The following is an 18749-nucleotide window of genomic DNA, read 5'->3' on the forward strand; positions in this document are numbered from 1 at the left end:
AACCATATTTGGGCAGTAAAGTGTTTCAAATTAATAAGCAGAAATTGTGTCATTTTACTTGACGGTCACAGTTGATCCTGAGTCTGCTTATTCTTGAATATATCGGTCGTGTTCTTCGCTAGATCTCGTCCATCCTTTTTTGACACAGTTTTTTATCGAGTGCTTCAAATCGATAAATATCTTTTGTAATAGCTACAATTGTTAATTTTTTAGCAGTTACAAGCGCTTATGAACCTTGAAAGTATATTAATTATTTGTGCAGTTTTACGTTTAGCTCATTCAATAAGTTCATTCTGGATGAATCTGTTAAACATAGATAATTTATTACTCAGTTAGAGAAACAATGATGAGGAAGCTGTAGCGAAAAAGTAAATGGTAACCTAACCTCTCTAATTTGTTTCGCGAAAGAAAAATGTAAAGGTACACCTTCCATAGTTAGACGATAATAGGAGGTTTATCCTGCATCTAACTGACAGTAAGTCCCCCACTTCTCAAGAAATAAAGTGAAATCAATATGGATAAGTTTGGGATCAATAAAACTTCCACTGATTGAAGCTTCACTTTATAAAGTCTAAAAAAATGTGCGAAGAAACGATGCATGAAATCAAAATTTTCTGTGACAACTACGATTGATTTATTTATCCCGCATATAACTGGCAGTAAGCCCCCGCCTCAAACAATAAAATGAAATCAAAATTGGTAAGCGGGGATCGACTGCCAGTAAATGTCCGATTAGTTGAACTTTATAGTGAATGAATAGCTTAACGATTCATATAATGAAGCAATAGGACAAGTTTGCGAGGAGAATGGAAAATGACAATTTCAATGTTTGTAATCATACTAGTTATTGCTTTACTTTCAGCCTTCATTATCTGGAATACAATATATTATCGAAATAAGATTGCTGTGATGTCTGGGATGATGGTGGCAATGGCCCTTGGAATGAGTGCTGGATTAGCTATTGGTGTAATCATAGGAGCCTTTCTATCTGGGAATTTGTTTGATTCGACAGTGATTGGAATGCTAGTAGGAATGGCTACTGGTTATTTGGCTGGTATGCCAATAAGCATGTTGGCAGTAATTGATGGGGCTTTAGCGGGTATCATGGGAGGGATGATGGGAGCTATGCTAGGGGATATGATTGCTACAGAAAACCAGGAGGCAATGATTCGAATCATAGTTGCATTGTTTGTAGGTACCGTGCTCATTCTTTATTATTTAATGAAGCAAGAATCTACTACAAAAGCAAGTGGCTGGTTCCTCCATCCCTTAACACTTATTGTGATAATTCCCCTATTTTTAATGGCGTATCAGCAATTAGGTCCGGTTATGCCTTATTCAGCCAATGATTATAACAATAGCCATAGCCAGCTTCAGGCAAAGCATCTACAGATAGAGGCTGATGAATATACGTTTTTGCCAAACCGAGCGACGGTAGCAGTTGGAGAAACAATAAATCTTGTCTTAGCTAACCGTGGGACGATGGAGCATCATTTAGTAATTATCGGATTGAAAGCACAGGGTACATCCTCTGCTCATCATCAGGAATCGAATTATTCGATTCAGCTGCATAGTGATGCGGGTGAGAATCAAGTTACTACATTTACCCCGCTTATACCAGGTACATATCGTTATATTTGCACGATCCCCGGACATAAAGAAGCGGGGATGGAAGGTGAGATAGAGGTGACACTATAAGAGAATTTGATAATTGTCATGAACGTTATACTTATTGTATGGTATGATCATATTAACTATAAAACTAATGTTGATAAGTGTGGGATCAACTGCGTAAATGTCGGTCATACCCTTGAGGTACGAACAATCCGTGGGAGCTAACAAAACTCCTGCAGATTGAAGTTTCACTTTATACGAAAATAAATTTAAATAAGTAAACGAAGCTTAAAAGAAAAGGAGAGGTTTGTTTGCAGAAGCTACTGTTATCCGTTACTGTAATCCTATTCCTTTTTGGTTGCTCCAATGAAGAAAGTAATGATCATACCAAAAATGAAAGCGTTGTATCTGAGGGTGTAGATGAAAATGCTTCTGAAACGCTCTCTTTCGAGGAGCAAATTCAAAAAGTAATAAAAGCAAATAGCTATAATCCCGAAGATATTGTCGATTATGATCTTAAACAAGACTACATTTATGTATTTTTGTATAATCCTACAAATGGATTAAGTCCAGCGATTTTAAAAAATGAAAAAGACAAGCTTGTTTGGATAAAGAGCTGGGATGCTATTCAAGCAAGTTCCCTTAGCGCAGGGGATGCACCGATTGTTACTATCGTTCAACCAGAGGACGCCGATGTGAAAGATGTTAAAATCTTTGGCAAATCAGCAAGAATGACTAAGTTCACAATAGAAATTACGGAGGATTTTTCAAAAGAAGTCAAGTATTGGGTTTATTATTCAAAGCAACCTGACGAAGTCCTTGATAATATTACTGAAAACATTGAATATATGAAATGATAATTAATACGTCGCAAATTAAATAATAGCTTGATAGTTAAGACGGATTAGTACTTTCTTAATGTTGTTAAACATGGGAAAAGTGTCTTGTTGTAAATTCACAATCCTGACGATTCCCCAAAAAGGTTTTCCTTTTTGGGCCTAATTATACTTTTATTTCATTCTTCTTTACATGCCCATGCATCAACATCCACTTTAAATGGAGGAGCGGCTAAAGCTACTACAAACACCATTGTTGTTCAAGGTAAATACTCCCCTAGGAATTCACCAATCATCTCTCTTCTTTTGCCTGCATCCATTTCTCCAACAATATAAAACACAAGTTTAGTGAGATCCTTTACATCCATATTTGCCTCTTGTAAATTAAGTTTTATATTTTGAAAAGCCAATTTTAACTGTTCTGAGGAATCTTCTGGTACATTCCCCTTAACGTCCATACCAAGTTGACGGATAAAGTCAGCCACCTCATATTTCCTGTTGTCTCTATTTGATGGTTATATGGTGCTAACGGTTTATGAACGCTTTCAGGATTTCTAACTACTTTCATTTTAAATCCGCCTATTATTAATAGATTTTTAAATTATTGTATATTACTTTCTTTACTCAGAAAACATATGGCACTAAAGTATTATCCCTTTAAATTTATATCTAAAATTTGCTTATGCAATATTGGTTCTCCATATTCTCCTTCATATTGAGTACCCTCTTTTTTATGTAGTCAAATTTTAGTCATCGGCTTGAACAATCCGTCAACCTGTAGCTTTCACAACTGACTCCTTTTTTTACCAATATGCTGTAAGTTAATATCTCATCTGTTATCACTATTAGAACGTTAGGTAACAACCTTTGCATATGATACAATCTTACTTAGTAATGGACGTTAGAGAGAAGCAGGCGATACTAGTGGATATCAAACTAACTCATAAAAAAATAGAAGAAATGTGCGGAACATCCTCCTTGAAAAAAGGAGTCTCTTTTTTTCGAGCAAATAAAGTGACCTTAAACACCTATACGGACAATTACTGTGAGGCAACAGTTACTGGTAACGAAGACTTTCAGGTATCCATCGAAAGAACAGATAAAAATGAAGTACATACAAGCTGTAGCTGTCCGTCGTTAGCCTCATTTTCAAAGAATTGTCAGCATATTGCCGCTGTCTTGCTGGCGATAGCTGATCGACAGCAGGAGAAGCAGGCGAATCTTTCGAACCAACAGCTAGCAGAAGGATTTATCAATATGTTTGATCAGCGTACTGCTAGGCCTAGTGGTAGACAACGGCATTTTGAAGATAGACAGGTGCTTTCTCTTGGCTTTAATTGTGAAATAATCTCAAATAGCAAAGGGCAGAGCATGATTGGTATTGGCATACAGTTAGGTGCGGAGCGAATACAACATGTTCGCGATTTTCTGTCGGCTGTGGGAGAAGGAAATCCCTATTTTCTACCTTCTTATGATCCAGAGCTTCATTGTTTTACCAATGATAAAGATGCAGTGCTGCAGCAGTTGATTCAGGTGATGATGGATGAGAATGTCTATGTAAGTACCGCACACATGCAAAGGGAGGATCTCTTACCGATTCCTACGACTGCTTGGCAACAATTGCTGCCATTACTTACCGGATTATCAGATGTAACACTTCATATGAATAGAAAAGCATTCGTAGGTCTGCGTATAGAAAGGGAGGCCCTGCCAATCCAATTTTCTGTGAAAGAAACGAATACTGGCGATGGTTTTCTGCTAGAAATAGACGGGCTTAATCGTGTAGAAATCCTAACTATATATCAAATGGTTCTGTTTGATCGCAGTTTCATGCCTTTGGATCGGGAGGATATGACGTATTTGGGAGAGCTTAAGCAAATGCTACATGCAACAAAAGCAAAGCATATATTGATCACTACTGAACAGGTTGCAGTATTTATGGAAAACGTCGTTCCTAGACTACGAAAATTAGGTTCCTTACATTTGTCTGCTAAATTATCATCTGTTCTAACCCAAACACCACTTCGTGGCAAGCTGTATTTGGATCGTGTAAAAAATAGACTATTGGCAAGTATCGAGTTTCATTATGAAAATATCGTGATTAATCCGTTAGAGAATCGTCCTATTCCAACGGGTACGATGATTATTAGGGATAGGGAGAAGGAGGAGGCTATCCTCCAATGGATGGAGGACAGTCAATTTGCTGTTACAGAAGAAGGATACTACCTGCATAATGAAGCACTCGAATATGAATTTTTATATCATAAACTCCCGAAGCTACAGAAGCTGGTCAACGTCTATGCGACGTCAGCGGTTCGAGCTCGGGTTATAAAGAGCCCTGTTCCGCCAAGAATTAAAGTGAAGGCACATAAGGATAGGATGAATTGGCTGGAATTTAAGTTTGAAATTGAAGGTTTTCCGGAACAAGATATTCGCGATTTGTTAGCGACGCTTGAAGAAAAAAGAAAGTATTATCGGTTACGAGATGGTTCTCTACTCACGTTAGAAACAAGTGAATTTGAAGAAATACAGCGATTTTTACAGGCAGTTCCAAATCAGGATGATGATCTAGAAGCAGGACTACATGTACCAGTAACCAAAGGATTTGAACTATTGGATGCTGCTTCCGATATAGTCTTTACCTTAGAGGAATCGTTCCGGCAGTTTTTGAAGAGGATAGAGAATCCTGATCTAAATCAATATCCGATCCCAGCACGTTTACAGTCGGTGTTACGTGAATATCAAAAGTATGGATTTCGTTGGATGAAAACACTGTCCAGCTATGGATTTGGTGGGGTTTTGGCAGATGATATGGGGCTAGGGAAAACGATGCAAAGTATGACGTTTATACAGTCAGAGCTTAACACAATTCGAAAACGTGGTCTTCCCGTATTAATCATTTGTCCATCTTCGTTAACCTATAATTGGCTTCATGAATTGAATATGTTTACCCCGGAGATCCAAGCAGCTATTATCGATGGCAATCAAAAGACGCGCGTGGAAAAACGTAAACGGATTATGGAAATGGATGTTGTGATTACCTCGTATCCGCTTTTACGCAGAGATATACATTGGTTTGAGAAGCAGCTCTTTCACACTATATTTTTTGATGAAGCACAAGCGTTTAAGAATCCAGTGACGCAGACAGCTAGGGCGGTAAAGAAACTTCAGGCCGATTATCGTTTTGCTCTAACGGGAACACCAATGGAAAATAACCTAGAGGAATTATGGTCCATTTTTCACGTCGTCTTTCCTGTGCTTTTTCAGGGATTGAAGGACTTTCACAATCTAACGAGGAAACAGATTATCCGACGAATGCGCCCATTTTTACTTCGTAGAATAAAAAAAGATGTGTTAGCAGAGCTGCCGGAAAAAATGGAGGCGATAGAATCTATAGAGTTGTTGCCTGATCAAAAAAGGCTTTATGCAGCTTACTTAGCGAAGCTGCGGCAGGATACCTTAAAGCACTTAGATAGAGATACATTACGGAAAAATCGTATCAAAATACTTGCCGGATTAACAAGGCTCCGTCAGATTTGCTGCCATCCAGGATTATTTGTTGAAGGCTATAAAGGTTCCTCAGCAAAATTAGAGCAGCTTAAACAGCTGATCAAAGAGTCAAGTCTTGCCGGTAGAAGGGTATTGATCTTTTCTCAGTTTACGAAAATGCTAGATCTGATAGGGAAAGATTTAGTACATCAAGGGATTCCTTATTTTTATCTAGATGGAGAGACGCCGTCAAAAGAACGAGTGGACCGATGTCGTCGGTTTAATATGGGAGAACGTGATTTCTTTCTTATCTCTATGAAAGCAGGGGGAACGGGTCTTAATTTAACAGGTGCTGATACAGTGATATTATATGATATGTGGTGGAATCCAGCAGTAGAACAGCAAGCTGCTGACCGCGCTCATCGCATGGGACAAGAGAATGTCGTGCAAGTGATTAAGCTAGTTTCAAAGGGTACCATTGAGGAAAAAATGAATGAACTACAAGCGAAGAAAAAGCATCTGATTGAAGAAATGATTGATCCCCAGAATAAATTAGCCTCATCCATTACTGAGGAAGATATTCGTGAGATACTGATGTTCTAGGAAATCAACTATATAGGAACTTATTCGAGAACAAAAGCGCAAGCGCCCGATTAGAAATGTAATGACTGGAGTGCGGTGATAAAAGGAATCAAGGTGAGCTTGGAACCGATGATGACTTAGAGGGCGATTCGTGAAGTAGACTAGTTTGTGGGTGCTGGCGCTGGACGTGGCTCAACACGCGTCTATGTATCCGCACGGGAAAATTTTATAAATTCCTAGACTACAAAAAAAGACTGGGACAAAACACAACTTCTTTGTTTAAAATACGAATAATCATGTTGTCCATAGGAGTATCATCGCTCACCGTGAAACTATACGCGCTTTCAGCGGGCACGGACTCAGCTAACTTGGTAAAGAAAAACACGTTACCACGTGGAGCTTCGGACTCGTGCTGTTCCCGCCGAAGTCTCGCTTATTTCAAGTGCTAAATGAATGATTCTAATCAAAAAACGAACGATAATTAATTTCAACTAATTATCGTTCGTTTTAATTGTTTCTTTATTCGTTTGTCTCAGCCTCTTTGTTCCACCTAAGCTTTTTGAACGCTAGCAGCTTGCGGTCCGCGAGCACCTTGCTCAACATCAAAAGTAACTTTTTGACCTTCGTCTAAAGATTTAAACCCTTCACTTTGGATTGCAGAGAAGTGTACGAATACATCGTCATTACCTTCGCGCTCGATAAAACCAAACCCTTTTTCTGCGTTAAACCATTTAACAATACCTTGTTCCATTATGTTGCCTCCTAGTGCGTTCTCGCACATTATATTACTATCCTTGCCCAAAGCGAATCTCAAGACGAAAAGTGATTACTTATGCTATCCTTTACACCGAACAAAAATAATTAAATCTTATTATATCATTTGATTATTAAAAAAGCAATAGAGGAACTGATTTGCCGTATTAAAAATTAGTAATGGGATAAGGGTTTTGAGGATTCATGGAAGAAAGAGATGAAATTACGATCAACCGAACCGATATTCATGTGCTATCATTTAAGCTCACAGGCAACAGGTTAGTTTGATGATGATATATTGCAATAGAAAAAGCTACTCCTCTTTTAAAGAAGTAGCTCGTTGTGGTGTTGGGCAATAAAGAGTTCGTTTTTGCTAATGTTTTGCCTTTGTTCCACCTATTCTTATTGCAAGTTAGTTCCTTGTTGAGGAACGGTTGTGTAGCTGTTTAGCATTTGGTTCATATCCTGTTGGCTTAGCTGAGGTACTTGGTAGTACCCATGCTTGTTTTGATAAAGGAATATTTCATAACTTAGCTCAATAAAGTTCGGAACGGTATCGGCGATTACACGGCGTAAGACCGGGTTGGTCATTTCCACCGCAGTCATCGCTAGTAGAGAAGTTAGGGATTTTGTTTGTCCTAGCATGTAAGCGGAAAGCCCTTGATCAGAAAGCTCATTAATTGAGGCGTTTGGTTTTTTAGGCTGCCCTGGCTTGATGCCATAGACGGTATTGTTGTTCTGCTCCATTTCGTATTGTTGTGTCGGGACTTGTGGATCTTGTCCTGTCTGGAACGCTTGTACAATTGTATTGTATGCTTGTGTAACAAATGTCGATTGGCGTTGTAGGATTTCCTTTAACTCCGGATCTTGAATGTGCTGATCGTACATTTGATATTGATCGAGCATGCTAATGATGCCAGCAATTACCTCATGCGCATCAAATAATTCATGTCCTCCATGGTTTTGCATCGGCTGATTTTGTGGCATGTTGCTGGGCTGCTGTTGATTTCCTTGTTGATTCATATTATTCATATTTTCCATCCTAATACCTCCTATGTTAATTTTGTCCATGCTTAGATTCTCCGATTTAGGAATTTTCATGTATAAATGTCATTTTTTCTTTTCGGTATATCCTCCACATAAATTTTTTTCGAGTTGGAAACGATAAGATGAATACATAATAGAAGGTAGGATATGCCATGTTAGCATTTGAGCCTAATTGTTGGTCGGAGCATGATGTGTTGGAAACGGTGCTAGTATGTGCACCATCAATGGTAAGTATTCCAGATATAAAGACAGCTGAGGAAGTACAGTGGAGTGCGCCTGTTAATTATAAAAAAGCACATGAAAATTTTCTTGAATTGAAAGCAGCTTTACAAAATGCCGGCGTTCAGGTTATTGATTATTCAGCGTATTTAACTAAAGAGGATCAACAGCTAAGTGACCAACTCATCAATCGTTTTTTTGTGAGAGATTTAGCCTGTGTATTTGGGAATACCATTCTACCTGGAGAAGCAGGTACGTCGATGAGACGTCCAGAATATGTACAAGCACATGTATTAATGGACAAATGGTTTCCAAATTCCTTTAGAATGCATGAAAATAACTACATAAAAGCACTAGAGTATGGGGATGTGCTTTTGCTTAATCGAGATGCCGTTTGGATTAATGTTGGCATGCGGACAAGTATAGAAAGTGTGGAGCAGATAAAGCAGAGTATATTTGCTGCGGGTTTTTCTGAAATAGGAATTATTAGCTTACCAAGACGTACAGATACACTACATTTAGATATGAATTGCAATGTAGCTAGTAAGGATGTGGTCGTGTCCAAAAGCTTCGTTCGCCATTTTCCTATTCATGTTTGGACAGAGCGAGCATCAAGATATGAGATGCCAGAGCAATTCCTAAATCGTCATGGTTTTGAGGTTTACTGGCTTGAAGAATATAATACGATTCCTGATATTAATTTTCTTAATCTTAATCCAGAAACCATTCTTATTAGTAAGCAAGCACATAAACAAAGGTTAAGAAGTCATCCGAAATTACAAAGGAAGAACATCATCGAAATTGAAGTTACTGAGTTAGAAAAGGCTGGTGGAGGCATACGTTGCATGACGCTCCCCCTTCAACGGAAAAGCTCAATGTAATAATCTTATGGGGGGTGACGCTGTTGATGCGTAGAAGTAGGGGGAATATGAAGTGGTGGCAGCTGTCTCTGCTTGGCGTAGGCTGCACCATAGGAACGGGCTTTTTTCTTGGCTCCAGTATTGCGATCCAAAAAAGCGGCCCAGCTGTTTTAATTCCATTTATTTTGGCGGCAATAGGAACGTACATCGTGTATGATGCATTAGCAAAGATGTCTGTGGAGCATCCAGATAAGGGTTCGTTTCGCGTTTATGCCAGACGAGCCTTTGGGAGATGGGCCGGATTCAGTAATGGCTGGGTGTATTGCATATCTGAAATGTTGATTATGGGCAGTCAGCTCATTGCATTAGGCATCTTTACGCAATTCTGGTTTCCTAGCATACCCTTATGGTTGCTGGCTGCGATTTATTCGGTACTAGGGTTGCTTGTTATTTTAACTGGTATGAAAGGCTTTGAGAAGTTTGAGAACGTATTTGGCGTTGTGAAGACAGCAGCTATTCTCATGTTTATTATTGTCGCCATTACGCTTATTATCCGGGGATTGATCGGTGAAGCAACGCTTCTTGAAAAAGATGGTAATTTCTTTTTCCGAGGGTACCTTGGGAATGTGGAATGCTATGCTTTATGCGTTTTACGCTTTTGGAGGAATAGAGGTTATGGGTCTATTAGTTGTTGATTTAAAAGAGCCAAAGTCTGCGCCGAAAGCAGGCAGAATTATGATAATAGGACTTACATTTATTTATGTAATGTCGCTTGCACTTGCTTTGTCGCTAGTTTCCTGGCATGAAATAAACCCAGATGAAAGCCCGTTTATAACAGCGCTTTCCACTTTTCATGTCCCTTACGTAACAGACATATTAAATGGGATCTTAATCATTGCTGGTTTTTCAACAATGGTAGCAGCTCTTTATGCAGTAGTAACGATTTTAACATCCCTTGCAGAGGATCACGATGCACCAGCACGGATCGCTAAAAAGGGGAAGTGGAAAATTCCGATACCAGCTTTTTTATTTACCGCAGCAGGTCTTTTTATTTCAACGATTATTGCAATTTTATTGCCAGAGAAAATCTTTGAATATGTGACGACTGCTGCTGGCTTAATGCTGATTTATAATTGGGTATTTATTTTAGCGACGTATACGAAGCTAATGCAGCCATCAGTGATGGATTGGATCAAAACAACAATAGGTATGCTACTCATTACTGTCACAGTTTTGGGCACCGTGATGGAGAAGGCAAGTAGGGTAGGGTTTATCGTGAGCTTGATTTTTCTGTTACTCATTGCCATTGCTGCTAGTATCATTCATAAACGAAGGCAATATTGAACCATGAGGACTAAAGTGTTTGCATCAAAAAAACGATCAACTAGCAAGAATGGTTCACATATGAAAGTGTCTCCGGAAACTATACTCTGCTTTCATCGGTCGGCTGGTGAGCCTTCTCATGGTGCGAGCTTTAGGGTTTCATCACAGCCTTTCCTTCTGCACGTCTCTACGTTTCCGGAGATAGCGTAGTTGATTGTTCGTCTTTAGAATGGAGCTTAAGGAGTTATGTGTCCCTAACAGATTATCAATCTCTTTCGCGAAATTTCTGGTAGAATCTGTAACAGAATATGAAATAAAGCAAAAGATATAAATTATCGTGGCTGCTCGTATTAATATCATCAGACAAATAATACATTAAGAGAGCTTTTGCGTTGAATTGACTTTCACTGTATCTTCATATTTTATCTTTGTTGATATCCATATCAAAATAGCAGCCATAATCGTAAAGATAAGCAAAGTATGGCCATTTTCTATACTCCAGCCAATCAAAAGAGATATTATCGCTCCACCAAAACTAGCAGCGGCTATAAATATACTCGTAACCTCATCAACATATTTCCCAATGATAATAGAGCTCAATGTCAAAACGATAGGGAATATCCCCGCAATACTGAATGCGATTAGGAAAATATTTACTAACTGTAGTAACGGGTATGCAATATAAGGAAAAAGATTCAAGAAAACGATCAATAACAAACAGCTTACAATTAGATAGTTTGAATAAGTAATCTTTTTACTCAAATTCCCGATAACTAATCTCCCTAATACAATCCCACTCCAGAAAACAGATACACTAATTAAGCTATAATTCTCAAAGCCTAGATTTATCATGATTACGGGTAAAAAATTCGCCAGGTTCGTTTCAATTCCTGCATATAAAAAAGCAAAACATGCAATTAAAAATAAAAATTTAAATTTTCTCGGATGATGAATAAAGTGTTGAATAACTTTATTATTATCCGGTGCTATATGAAATTGATGTTTCATGTCGTTTATTTCAAATTGATTTTTTGACAATAAGATAGACCATCCGACTAGCATCACTAGTAGTAGGGAAAAAAGAACGTAGAAAGGTAAGAACCAGTTTTCTATGTCTATAAAAATATGTACCAAAATAGGGAAAGTAAATGCACCTAACCCGAAAAATACTTCTAATTTACTCATTTTTTCTACATTATCTTTGTGAGTTGCTATGATTAAAGAGCCTATTGTCGTTTCTAGAGTTCCAGCACCATACCCTAATAAAAACATCATGATACCAATATAGTACCAATCCTTTATGATAAAGAATCCGCTCAATACAAGGATTAAAACGATTAAACCAAACGTAATGACCTGAAGATGGTTATATCTTTTTACGATCATTGGAGATAGTATTACCCCATTTACAAAACCGAAAAACTGAAAAAATATAATAACAGATAGGTCATTTGCTGCAATGTTGAAATAATCTAATAAGTATGGTGTGAGGCTTCCTATACTTATATGAATTACACCAACTACGAAGTAAAACATACATCCGAAGATGAATATCCCTCTCACGGTATCACTCCTATTGAAAAAACAGGGACTTTTAAATCCCTGTTTTTTATTGGTTCAGGAAATTATAAAATTTGCCTGTGTGGATACATAGGCGCGTATTGAGCTGCGTCCAGTTCCAGCGCCCAGAAACGATGCGAATTCACGAAACCCCTAATCTAAATCAACATCGGCTCGCAAGCTCACTGTGATTCCTTTACCTTCGTTGATTCGCTCCAGTCCTACGTTTCGCTTGTGCTTTTGTTCTTTAACTCGTTACAAGCTCCTGATATTTGTTTGTTTTTTCCTTCTGGAAGAACATCTCTAATATTTCTTGAGAACGATATCCATCTGCAAAAGTTGGTATATCGACTAAAGGTTTCTGGTTTGCTTTGTTAATCCATGCAATTAACTCATTTCTAAATGAATCAGCCCACCCATAAAACTCAGTTGGAGGGTTGTATAGTAAAGTAGGCGGTACGGAATATTCTTCCTTGTCTATACCAGCTTTTAATTCATATACAAGAGGATTTTTGGTATGATATTTAAATTCCTTTTTATGACCAATAACCTCTATTCCAAAACCGCATTCTTCTATATCAGATATTTTCGAAGTAATTAAGTTAACAAAAACTTGGTTTTCCAGCTGTCCGAAGACTTCAGCATAATCATCTACGTGTACATGTTTATCTTCTTTTGTTTTAACATTTGTTTCTATTTTGACATTTACGGTTTCTTCTTTGAAGTTACTTTTAAATAAGTACCAAATTAAATCAATAAGGTGAATTCCCAGATCTCCTAGCGTTCCACTTGTTTTTTTACTATTAGCGTCGTCCCTCCAAGTATACTTTTTTCTCCTTAATGCACTGTTCTTTTTAAAATGAATTTTTATTGCTAGTACGTGCCCGAGTTCGTTACTGATAATTAGGCTTTTAAGGATATTAACTATTTCTAAATAGCGGTAGTTAAAACCCATAACAGCTAAGGCGCTGTTTTGTTCTGCCGTTTTTCTCATTAGGTTCGCTTCTTCAATAGATATTGCCATGGGCTTTTCGCATAATACATGCTTATTTTCATACAATGCCTGTAATGTATGTTCCTTATGACAAAAGTTCGGAGATGCAACGATAATACCATCTACATCTTGCATCAGCTCAGCGTAATCAGGATATGATTTTCCACCGAAGCTTCTTACAAATTGTTCAGAATGATGATTATTTATGTCATGTACACCAACTAGTTCAACATCTTTAATAGTAGATAATGCTATTGCATGTGCTTTAGCTATACCTCCAGCCCCAACTATCCCGATTCTTTTCATCATTATTCCTCCTAATTATTTAACGTACTGTCAAAAGTTTCCTTATAAAAACGTACTGCTAATAAACGAGGTTATTTATGAGGTGACCCGCAATCCAATAAAAGGATGTAACTAATAGTACCTTCATGTAATGAACCCGTTCGTAAATCATTTCCAAAAATAGAAATCGATTAACGTCAAGACGCTGCCGTTTGCGTCTGTCATGTTGTTTTCATAAAACTTTTTACACTACCTTATTGAATAATTGATTTTAAAGTATTCATGATACCTTGAGAATATGGACCAGTAGATATATGCGTGTGATTATCCTTAGCCTCTTTAACTGCATTTTCTACTAAGTAACCATGTTTTACCGCTTTTAGCATTTTTAAGTCGTTTCCACTATCACCAAATGCAATAGCATATTCTGGATGTACTTTATATTTTTCTAACATAAACCTCACAATTTCATCCTTCCCAGTACCTGTTGGGATGAAATCTATATCGTAACTGTCTTCCGGATCCCCAGCAAGCGGGTTGCAACGGTTGATATTTACGTTAAGACCAAATTTCTTAACAACTTCTTTAATCTTTGATAAATTCCTCTTATCCATCTTTGTATCCATGGAAGATCGATAGTAAAAATTTTTTTTATAACGAGAACTTCCTAATTGGGTTTGTGGACTTAATTCAATGTCTTCCTTGTTTAATAGAGATATGATCTCATCAATATTTTTTTTGTTAAAGTTTGTTTGGTCGATGGTTGACTGCCAATCCAGATCTTGTAGAAGAAAATTATGGTCAAGAAAATAGGTGATTTCTGTTCCTAGATCACTAGCGATAAAATGAGGAAATGACCTGAAATTCCCTTTTTCCATTTTATGCAATACAGATTCCAAGCTGCTTCCTGTAACCCATCCAATTAATAGTAATCCTTGCTGGCTTTTCTCCTCTAAGTAATCTTCAAGTTCATACAATGCCTTTTGTCTTTCATTAGTCATTTCATGAGGGTAATATGTCTCATCAAAATCACTGAAAACAATGTATTTAGGAGAATCAACAGTCGGTAATAGTCTAAATCCCCCTTTACTACTTGATAACATGGTATAAACCTTCCAATACCAAGTTTTGCTCTTCTACGGCTAAGTCAGGATATAGTGGTAAATGCACTATCTCCCTATGTGCTAATTCTGTCTTAGGTAAATGCACTTCCTGATAATTTACTTTAACTAAATCCGTATCTTGTTTGTGTGCCAATACTGGATAGAATAAGTCAGTTTCAACATTGAATTTCTCTTTCATTGCTTTCATAACGTGATCCCTACGATCGTTTTTAATTTTGATCGGAAACAAGTGCCAAACGTTATCTCCATTTAATTCAGGAATTTCTATTAGTCCCTCATTCTGTAAGGTACTCAATTTAGTAATATATCTATTTGCCAACAAAAGTCGCTTAAAATTATTTAATGATAAATACTTGATTCTCTGTAATCCGATAGCTGCTTGTAAATTATCCATTTTTGAATTTAAACCGTAATCTATTGCTTTCACATTTTTTTTACCTGCTGCAAATCCATGATAGCTATATTGGATACATTTCTCAGCAAGTTCTTTATTGTCTGTGGCAATTGCTCCACCTTTTCCACATACTCCGATGTTTTTATAGGGATTAAAACTTAATGTGGTAATGTCTGCCTTTTCACCTAGATTAGCTATACCTATTGCTTGACATGCATCTTCAACGACCTTTAAGTTAAACTGATCAGCTATATTTCTAATAGAAAGCATATCTGCATGTTTGCCATAAATATGTACTGGCAAGATAAACTTCGTTTTACCCGTAATAGCTGATTCAATTCTATTGCTATCGATGCAATAAGTGTGCGGATGTATATCTACATATACTGGTACACCTCCAGTTGCAAGCACGGCATTCTCGGTGGCGGCGAAGCTATTAGCTGGCATTATAACTTCGTCTCCTTGCTTTAGACCGGATGCTAATAAGCTAATCATTAACGCATCTGTACCACTACTTGTTGCTATCACATACTTTTTTTGTAAGTAAGATGATAAGACGTCTTCAAATTCTGTTAAATATGGACCACTTGTATATTGTCCAGTCGGTAATACGTTTGATAAAGTTTCTAGAATATCATTTACCTCATCTTCAGATATCAGACGATTTACAGGCATGAATGGAACCTTATCTAGTGGTTCTGATTTATGATTCAAAATATCCTTTTCCAAATCAAAATCTTTTTCACTACAAAATGTTGCATGTAACTTCTGATTTACGATGCTATCTTGAATCTCAAAATAATCTCCTTGTAATTTACTACTTAGATTCTTTAATAACCACAAATTTGTGTCGCTTTTACCAGTAACTTGGACAATAGTTTTCAACAACTGCTCCCTCCCTATATAATATGATTAAGTCGTATTTATCCTAATATATGGAATCGATATCATGTCAACAACTTTTTTTAAGGAGGGAAATAATGGCTACAATAAATGAAATAGCTAGATTGTGTAATGTATCTAGAACCACGGTATCACGAGTACTGAATAATCAGCCTTATGTTTCCAAGGAAAAGCGTGAACAGATATTACATGTAATAAATCAGCTTGATTATACGCCAAGCGGTCTTGCTCGTAATTTTCGGGCCAAAAAGAACTATATTATTGCAATATCTATTCCGAGAATAGATCATCCCTTCTTTGCCCAATTAATCAAAGGTGCTGTCTCCTTTAATGCATTAGAGAAAAATTATAAAGTTCTTATCTTTCAAACTTTTTATAACAAAAAAATAGAATTAAAAGTCTTGGATTTACTAAAAAAGAAAGAGATTGATGGGGTAATTTTGTGTTCTTTAGAAAATAAATGGGGACTTATTGAACCTTATTTAAAAGAGGGTCCAATTTTATTGTGTAATGAGTATCACGATTCAGCTCCAATCCCAATTATAGGGTATGATGAATTTGATGCCTCCTATAAAGCAGTTAAATATTTAATCAAAAAGGGACATAGAAAAATTGGGTTTTGCTATGATCTGTCTTATAGTCAAGCGCAAAAAGAAAGAAAAGCAGGCTATTTAAAAGCTTTATCCGATTATGATCTTCCGTATATAGATGAATGGTTTTTTGGTAAGGCATTTAATATTGAAGATGGCTTACGAATTTTTGAAGAGCTGATAAATGTAAAAGAAAAACCTACAGCTTTGTATACAGGGAATGATCAGGTTGCTGCAGGTGTTATTAAAAAAGCAATTTTATCCGGATACAAAGTCCCTGATGACTTAGCTGTTATTGGCTATGATAATCAGCTGATTTGTGAGGTTACAACTCCAACAATTACAACTATCGAAATACCAATAATAGAACTAGGTCAACAGGTTGTTTTAGAATTACTAAAACATATTGAAGAGGGTGTTGAACTGAAGCGTGAAGTTATGAAGCTTCCCACTAAACTAATCATAAGAGAATCAACATAATCATTCTAGGTTCACCTAACCATCCGTGGGAAAAATAAAACCCCCCACGGATGGAAGGTTCACTTTATTTAAAAAAACGTTGTAAGCTTGCTTTTCATACGTTGAAATGGACAATTGTTCGGGCTCGTGTCATCATCATTTAGAAAGTACTGCTTCCATTCATGGTTATCCTCTTGGCCATACCATTTGAGATCAGGATGCCCAGGAATGCCGTCATAGTCTGTGAGTCGCTTGCGGATAATGCTTTTCATTTTACGTCCAAAAGCAGTGGACTCGTTCATTTCTGCAAATACCCATCTAGGCTGAAAAGCCATGAGGAAAAAGGGGAAGTGACGGCTTTTCCTTTGATGGTGAGCTGGTGTAGCACAAAAGGCAAAGTACGGCTCGCCATGAAAGCAAAATTCCCATTTATGATGAGCGGGATCTGTCGGAATATCCTTGGGCCATGCTGCTTCATCAAATGCTGTTACATGGTTTAAAATGGACCAGAACAGCTCTCGATAATCCGCTTCCGCGTAACGATTTCTAATTTCCTTAGAGGTTTGAAAAAATACGGCTAACGATGTATAGTTTCCTGCATTTCGTGAACAATCGCTATACTCTCTTAAAGCATCAGCAAGCTGCTTTACAGTACTTTCTTTGTTTGGATCACCTGCAAAAAGAAATCGTAAATGATTAGCTAGAAACCCTTGACGTGCAGGGACACATGGATAGGTGTTTGTATCAGCAATCATGGAAGAGAAGGATTGAAAGGCTTCCTGTTGCCATTTCGGAAGTATTTCCAGCTGTTCATCTAGCTGCTGCTTATCATAAAGTAATCCCATTTGTTTTTCCTCCTTCTACCATACTGTATTATCGAAGGAGAAATTGGGTGCATGCCTATGCTAATTCGCTAAAAGAATATATGCTTGATACCCGAAATATAAACCAAACCCAATTAGAATGATGCCGGCAAACACCGATATGTAATTAAGGGTCTTTGATTGAAAAAACTTACGAAACGTACTTGCTAGCCCAGCCATAAACACGTCCCATATGAGGATTCCTAGAAATATGCCGCTACTAAATAGGAGAAGCTGCTGATTGCTATATTGGTCACTAGTCTTCGCTAATACTGCTCCGTAAATCCCCAACCAAAAAACGATATTTAGCGGATTAGAGATTGCCATAAAAAAGCCTGTCCTAAATGATTTTCCTTTTGTTGATGCAGCCAGCGCTTTATCTTCTCGTAAAGCTTTTCTAGCACTTAAAATACTTTCAATACCCGTATAGATTAAAATGAAGAAGCCAAATAACCAGAGAAAGGTTTTCATCAAGGGTGTAGTCAAAAACTGGGCAACACCAAAATAGATAAGCACCATAAATAGGAGGTCACCAAGCATTGCTCCCAAGCCCACGAGCCAAGCATGAAGAAAGCCATGATGTATTCCTTTATTTAATTGAGCAGCGTTAATAGGACCTACTGGAGCAGATAAAGATAGTCCAAGAAGTATATAGCTAAAAAAGGTGTTCATAAGTGGCTCCCCTCCCTATTTAAAAAATGCGGTTATGCGGTTTACAATTTTGGGGTGGTATTATTTAATGAAAAGCTTGTTGTATAGCTATCGAGAAGTTCTTAATAGCTTATAATACTATTCTATTCCAAAATGAAGCTTGTACAACCTTTAATTATCAGAAAAGAAGAGCAAATGAAGAG

The 18749-nt window shown here is 37.3% G+C and carries 13 protein-coding genes and 2 pseudogenes; 6 read left to right on the plus strand and 9 right to left on the minus strand.

Annotated features, from left to right (window positions below):
• The first annotated feature begins 813 nt into the window (after positions 1-813).
• Positions 814-1698, plus strand: coding sequence for a plastocyanin/azurin family copper-binding protein (locus ABDZ84_RS07735; protein ID WP_343780824.1), 885 nt, complete (start codon positions 814-816; stop codon positions 1696-1698).
• 227 nt (positions 1699-1925) lie between these two features.
• Positions 1926-2471, plus strand: coding sequence for a hypothetical protein (locus ABDZ84_RS07740; RefSeq protein ID WP_343780827.1), 546 nt, complete (start codon positions 1926-1928; stop codon positions 2469-2471).
• Positions 2472-2629: 158 nt separating this feature from the next.
• Here ABDZ84_RS07740 and ABDZ84_RS07745 read toward each other — a convergent pair.
• Positions 2630-3018 (minus strand): annotated as a pseudogene (locus ABDZ84_RS07745) (Rid family hydrolase).
• Positions 3019-3374: 356 nt separating this feature from the next.
• On the opposite strand from ABDZ84_RS07745, the gene ABDZ84_RS07750 reads away from it, so the two are divergent.
• Positions 3375-6542 carry a DEAD/DEAH box helicase gene (locus ABDZ84_RS07750; RefSeq protein ID WP_343780829.1) on the plus strand — a complete coding sequence of 1056 codons (3168 nt, stop codon included), beginning with the start codon at positions 3375-3377 and terminating at the stop codon, positions 6540-6542.
• A 529-nt stretch (positions 6543-7071) separates the two neighbouring features.
• Here the strand turns inward: ABDZ84_RS07750 and ABDZ84_RS07755 are convergent.
• Complete coding sequence (locus ABDZ84_RS07755; protein WP_026682360.1) at positions 7072-7272, minus strand: cold-shock protein; 201 nt, start codon at positions 7270-7272, stop codon at positions 7072-7074.
• A 404-nt stretch (positions 7273-7676) separates the two neighbouring features.
• Positions 7677-8306: a spore coat protein gene (locus ABDZ84_RS07760; protein ID WP_080668732.1), complete on the minus strand. Its 630-nt coding sequence runs from the start codon at positions 8304-8306 to the stop codon at positions 7677-7679.
• A gap of 167 nt (positions 8307-8473) precedes the next feature.
• On the opposite strand from ABDZ84_RS07760, the gene ABDZ84_RS07765 reads away from it, so the two are divergent.
• Entirely contained in the window at positions 8474-9421 is a 948-nt protein-coding gene (locus tag ABDZ84_RS07765; protein ID WP_026682358.1) for an arginine deiminase family protein, read from the plus strand.
• A 26-nt stretch (positions 9422-9447) separates the two neighbouring features.
• Positions 9448-10744, plus strand: a pseudogene (locus ABDZ84_RS07770) (amino acid permease).
• Positions 10745-11098: 354 nt separating this feature from the next.
• Here the strand turns inward: ABDZ84_RS07770 and ABDZ84_RS07775 are convergent.
• The 4 genes from ABDZ84_RS07775 to ABDZ84_RS07790 all read right to left on the minus strand — a co-directional run bounded on the left by ABDZ84_RS07775 (position 11099) and on the right by ABDZ84_RS07790 (position 15965).
• Positions 11099-12259, minus strand: coding sequence for an MFS transporter (locus ABDZ84_RS07775; protein ID WP_051388410.1), 1161 nt, complete (start codon positions 12257-12259; stop codon positions 11099-11101).
• 271 nt (positions 12260-12530) lie between these two features.
• A complete protein-coding gene (locus tag ABDZ84_RS07780; protein ID WP_343780839.1) occupies positions 12531-13583 on the minus strand; it encodes a Gfo/Idh/MocA family protein in 1053 nt (350 codons plus the stop codon).
• 233 nt (positions 13584-13816) lie between these two features.
• Entirely contained in the window at positions 13817-14665 is an 849-nt protein-coding gene (locus tag ABDZ84_RS07785) for an HAD-IIB family hydrolase (RefSeq protein WP_343780842.1), read from the minus strand.
• Positions 14652-15965, minus strand: coding sequence for a DegT/DnrJ/EryC1/StrS family aminotransferase (locus ABDZ84_RS07790; RefSeq protein ID WP_166529976.1), 1314 nt, complete (start codon positions 15963-15965; stop codon positions 14652-14654). The genes ABDZ84_RS07785 and ABDZ84_RS07790 overlap by 14 nt, the downstream gene beginning before the upstream one ends.
• Before the next feature lie 95 nt (positions 15966-16060).
• On the opposite strand from ABDZ84_RS07790, the gene ABDZ84_RS07795 reads away from it, so the two are divergent.
• Positions 16061-17053 (plus strand): LacI family DNA-binding transcriptional regulator, encoded by a 993-nt coding sequence (locus ABDZ84_RS07795; protein ID WP_321132456.1) that lies wholly within the window; start codon positions 16061-16063, stop codon positions 17051-17053.
• Positions 17054-17121: 68 nt separating this feature from the next.
• On the opposite strand, the gene ABDZ84_RS07800 is transcribed toward ABDZ84_RS07795, so the two are convergent.
• Both ABDZ84_RS07800 and ABDZ84_RS07805 read right to left on the minus strand, forming a co-directional pair.
• The gene (locus tag ABDZ84_RS07800; RefSeq protein ID WP_026682352.1) at positions 17122-17877 is read right to left on the minus strand and encodes a YqcI/YcgG family protein; all 756 of its coding nucleotides are present in this window, start codon (positions 17875-17877) and stop codon (positions 17122-17124) included.
• A 60-nt stretch (positions 17878-17937) separates the two neighbouring features.
• Positions 17938-18567 (minus strand): LysE family translocator, encoded by a 630-nt coding sequence (locus ABDZ84_RS07805; protein WP_026682351.1) that lies wholly within the window; start codon positions 18565-18567, stop codon positions 17938-17940.
• Between the last annotated feature and the right edge of the window lie 182 nt (positions 18568-18749).

Origin of the sequence: Virgibacillus salarius, assembly GCF_039521925.1 — a bacterium.
Classification (GTDB): domain Bacteria; phylum Bacillota; class Bacilli; order Bacillales; family Amphibacillaceae; genus Virgibacillus; species Virgibacillus salarius.

Excerpts from the sequence above, each read along its gene's own strand:
- ABDZ84_RS07775 (WP_051388410.1), bottom strand. The coding sequence starts at position 12,259 with ATGTTTTACTTCGTAGTTGGTGTAATTCATATAAGTATAGGAAGCCTC.
- ABDZ84_RS07805 (WP_026682351.1), bottom strand. The coding sequence starts at position 18,567 with ATGAACACCTTTTTTAGCTATATACTTCTTGGACTATCTTTATCTGCT.
- ABDZ84_RS07785 (WP_343780842.1), bottom strand. The coding sequence starts at position 14,665 with ATGTTATCAAGTAGTAAAGGGGGATTTAGACTATTACCGACTGTTGAT.
- ABDZ84_RS07780 (WP_343780839.1), bottom strand. The coding sequence starts at position 13,583 with ATGAAAAGAATCGGGATAGTTGGGGCTGGAGGTATAGCTAAAGCACAT.
- ABDZ84_RS07765 (WP_026682358.1), top strand. The coding sequence starts at position 8,474 with ATGTTAGCATTTGAGCCTAATTGTTGGTCGGAGCATGATGTGTTGGAA.
- ABDZ84_RS07755 (WP_026682360.1), bottom strand. The coding sequence starts at position 7,272 with ATGGAACAAGGTATTGTTAAATGGTTTAACGCAGAAAAAGGGTTTGGT.
- ABDZ84_RS07760 (WP_080668732.1), bottom strand. The coding sequence starts at position 8,306 with ATGAATAATATGAATCAACAAGGAAATCAACAGCAGCCCAGCAACATG.
- ABDZ84_RS07800 (WP_026682352.1), bottom strand. The coding sequence starts at position 17,877 with ATGGGATTACTTTATGATAAGCAGCAGCTAGATGAACAGCTGGAAATA.
- ABDZ84_RS07795 (WP_321132456.1), top strand. The coding sequence starts at position 16,061 with ATGGCTACAATAAATGAAATAGCTAGATTGTGTAATGTATCTAGAACC.
- ABDZ84_RS07735 (WP_343780824.1), top strand. The coding sequence starts at position 814 with ATGACAATTTCAATGTTTGTAATCATACTAGTTATTGCTTTACTTTCA.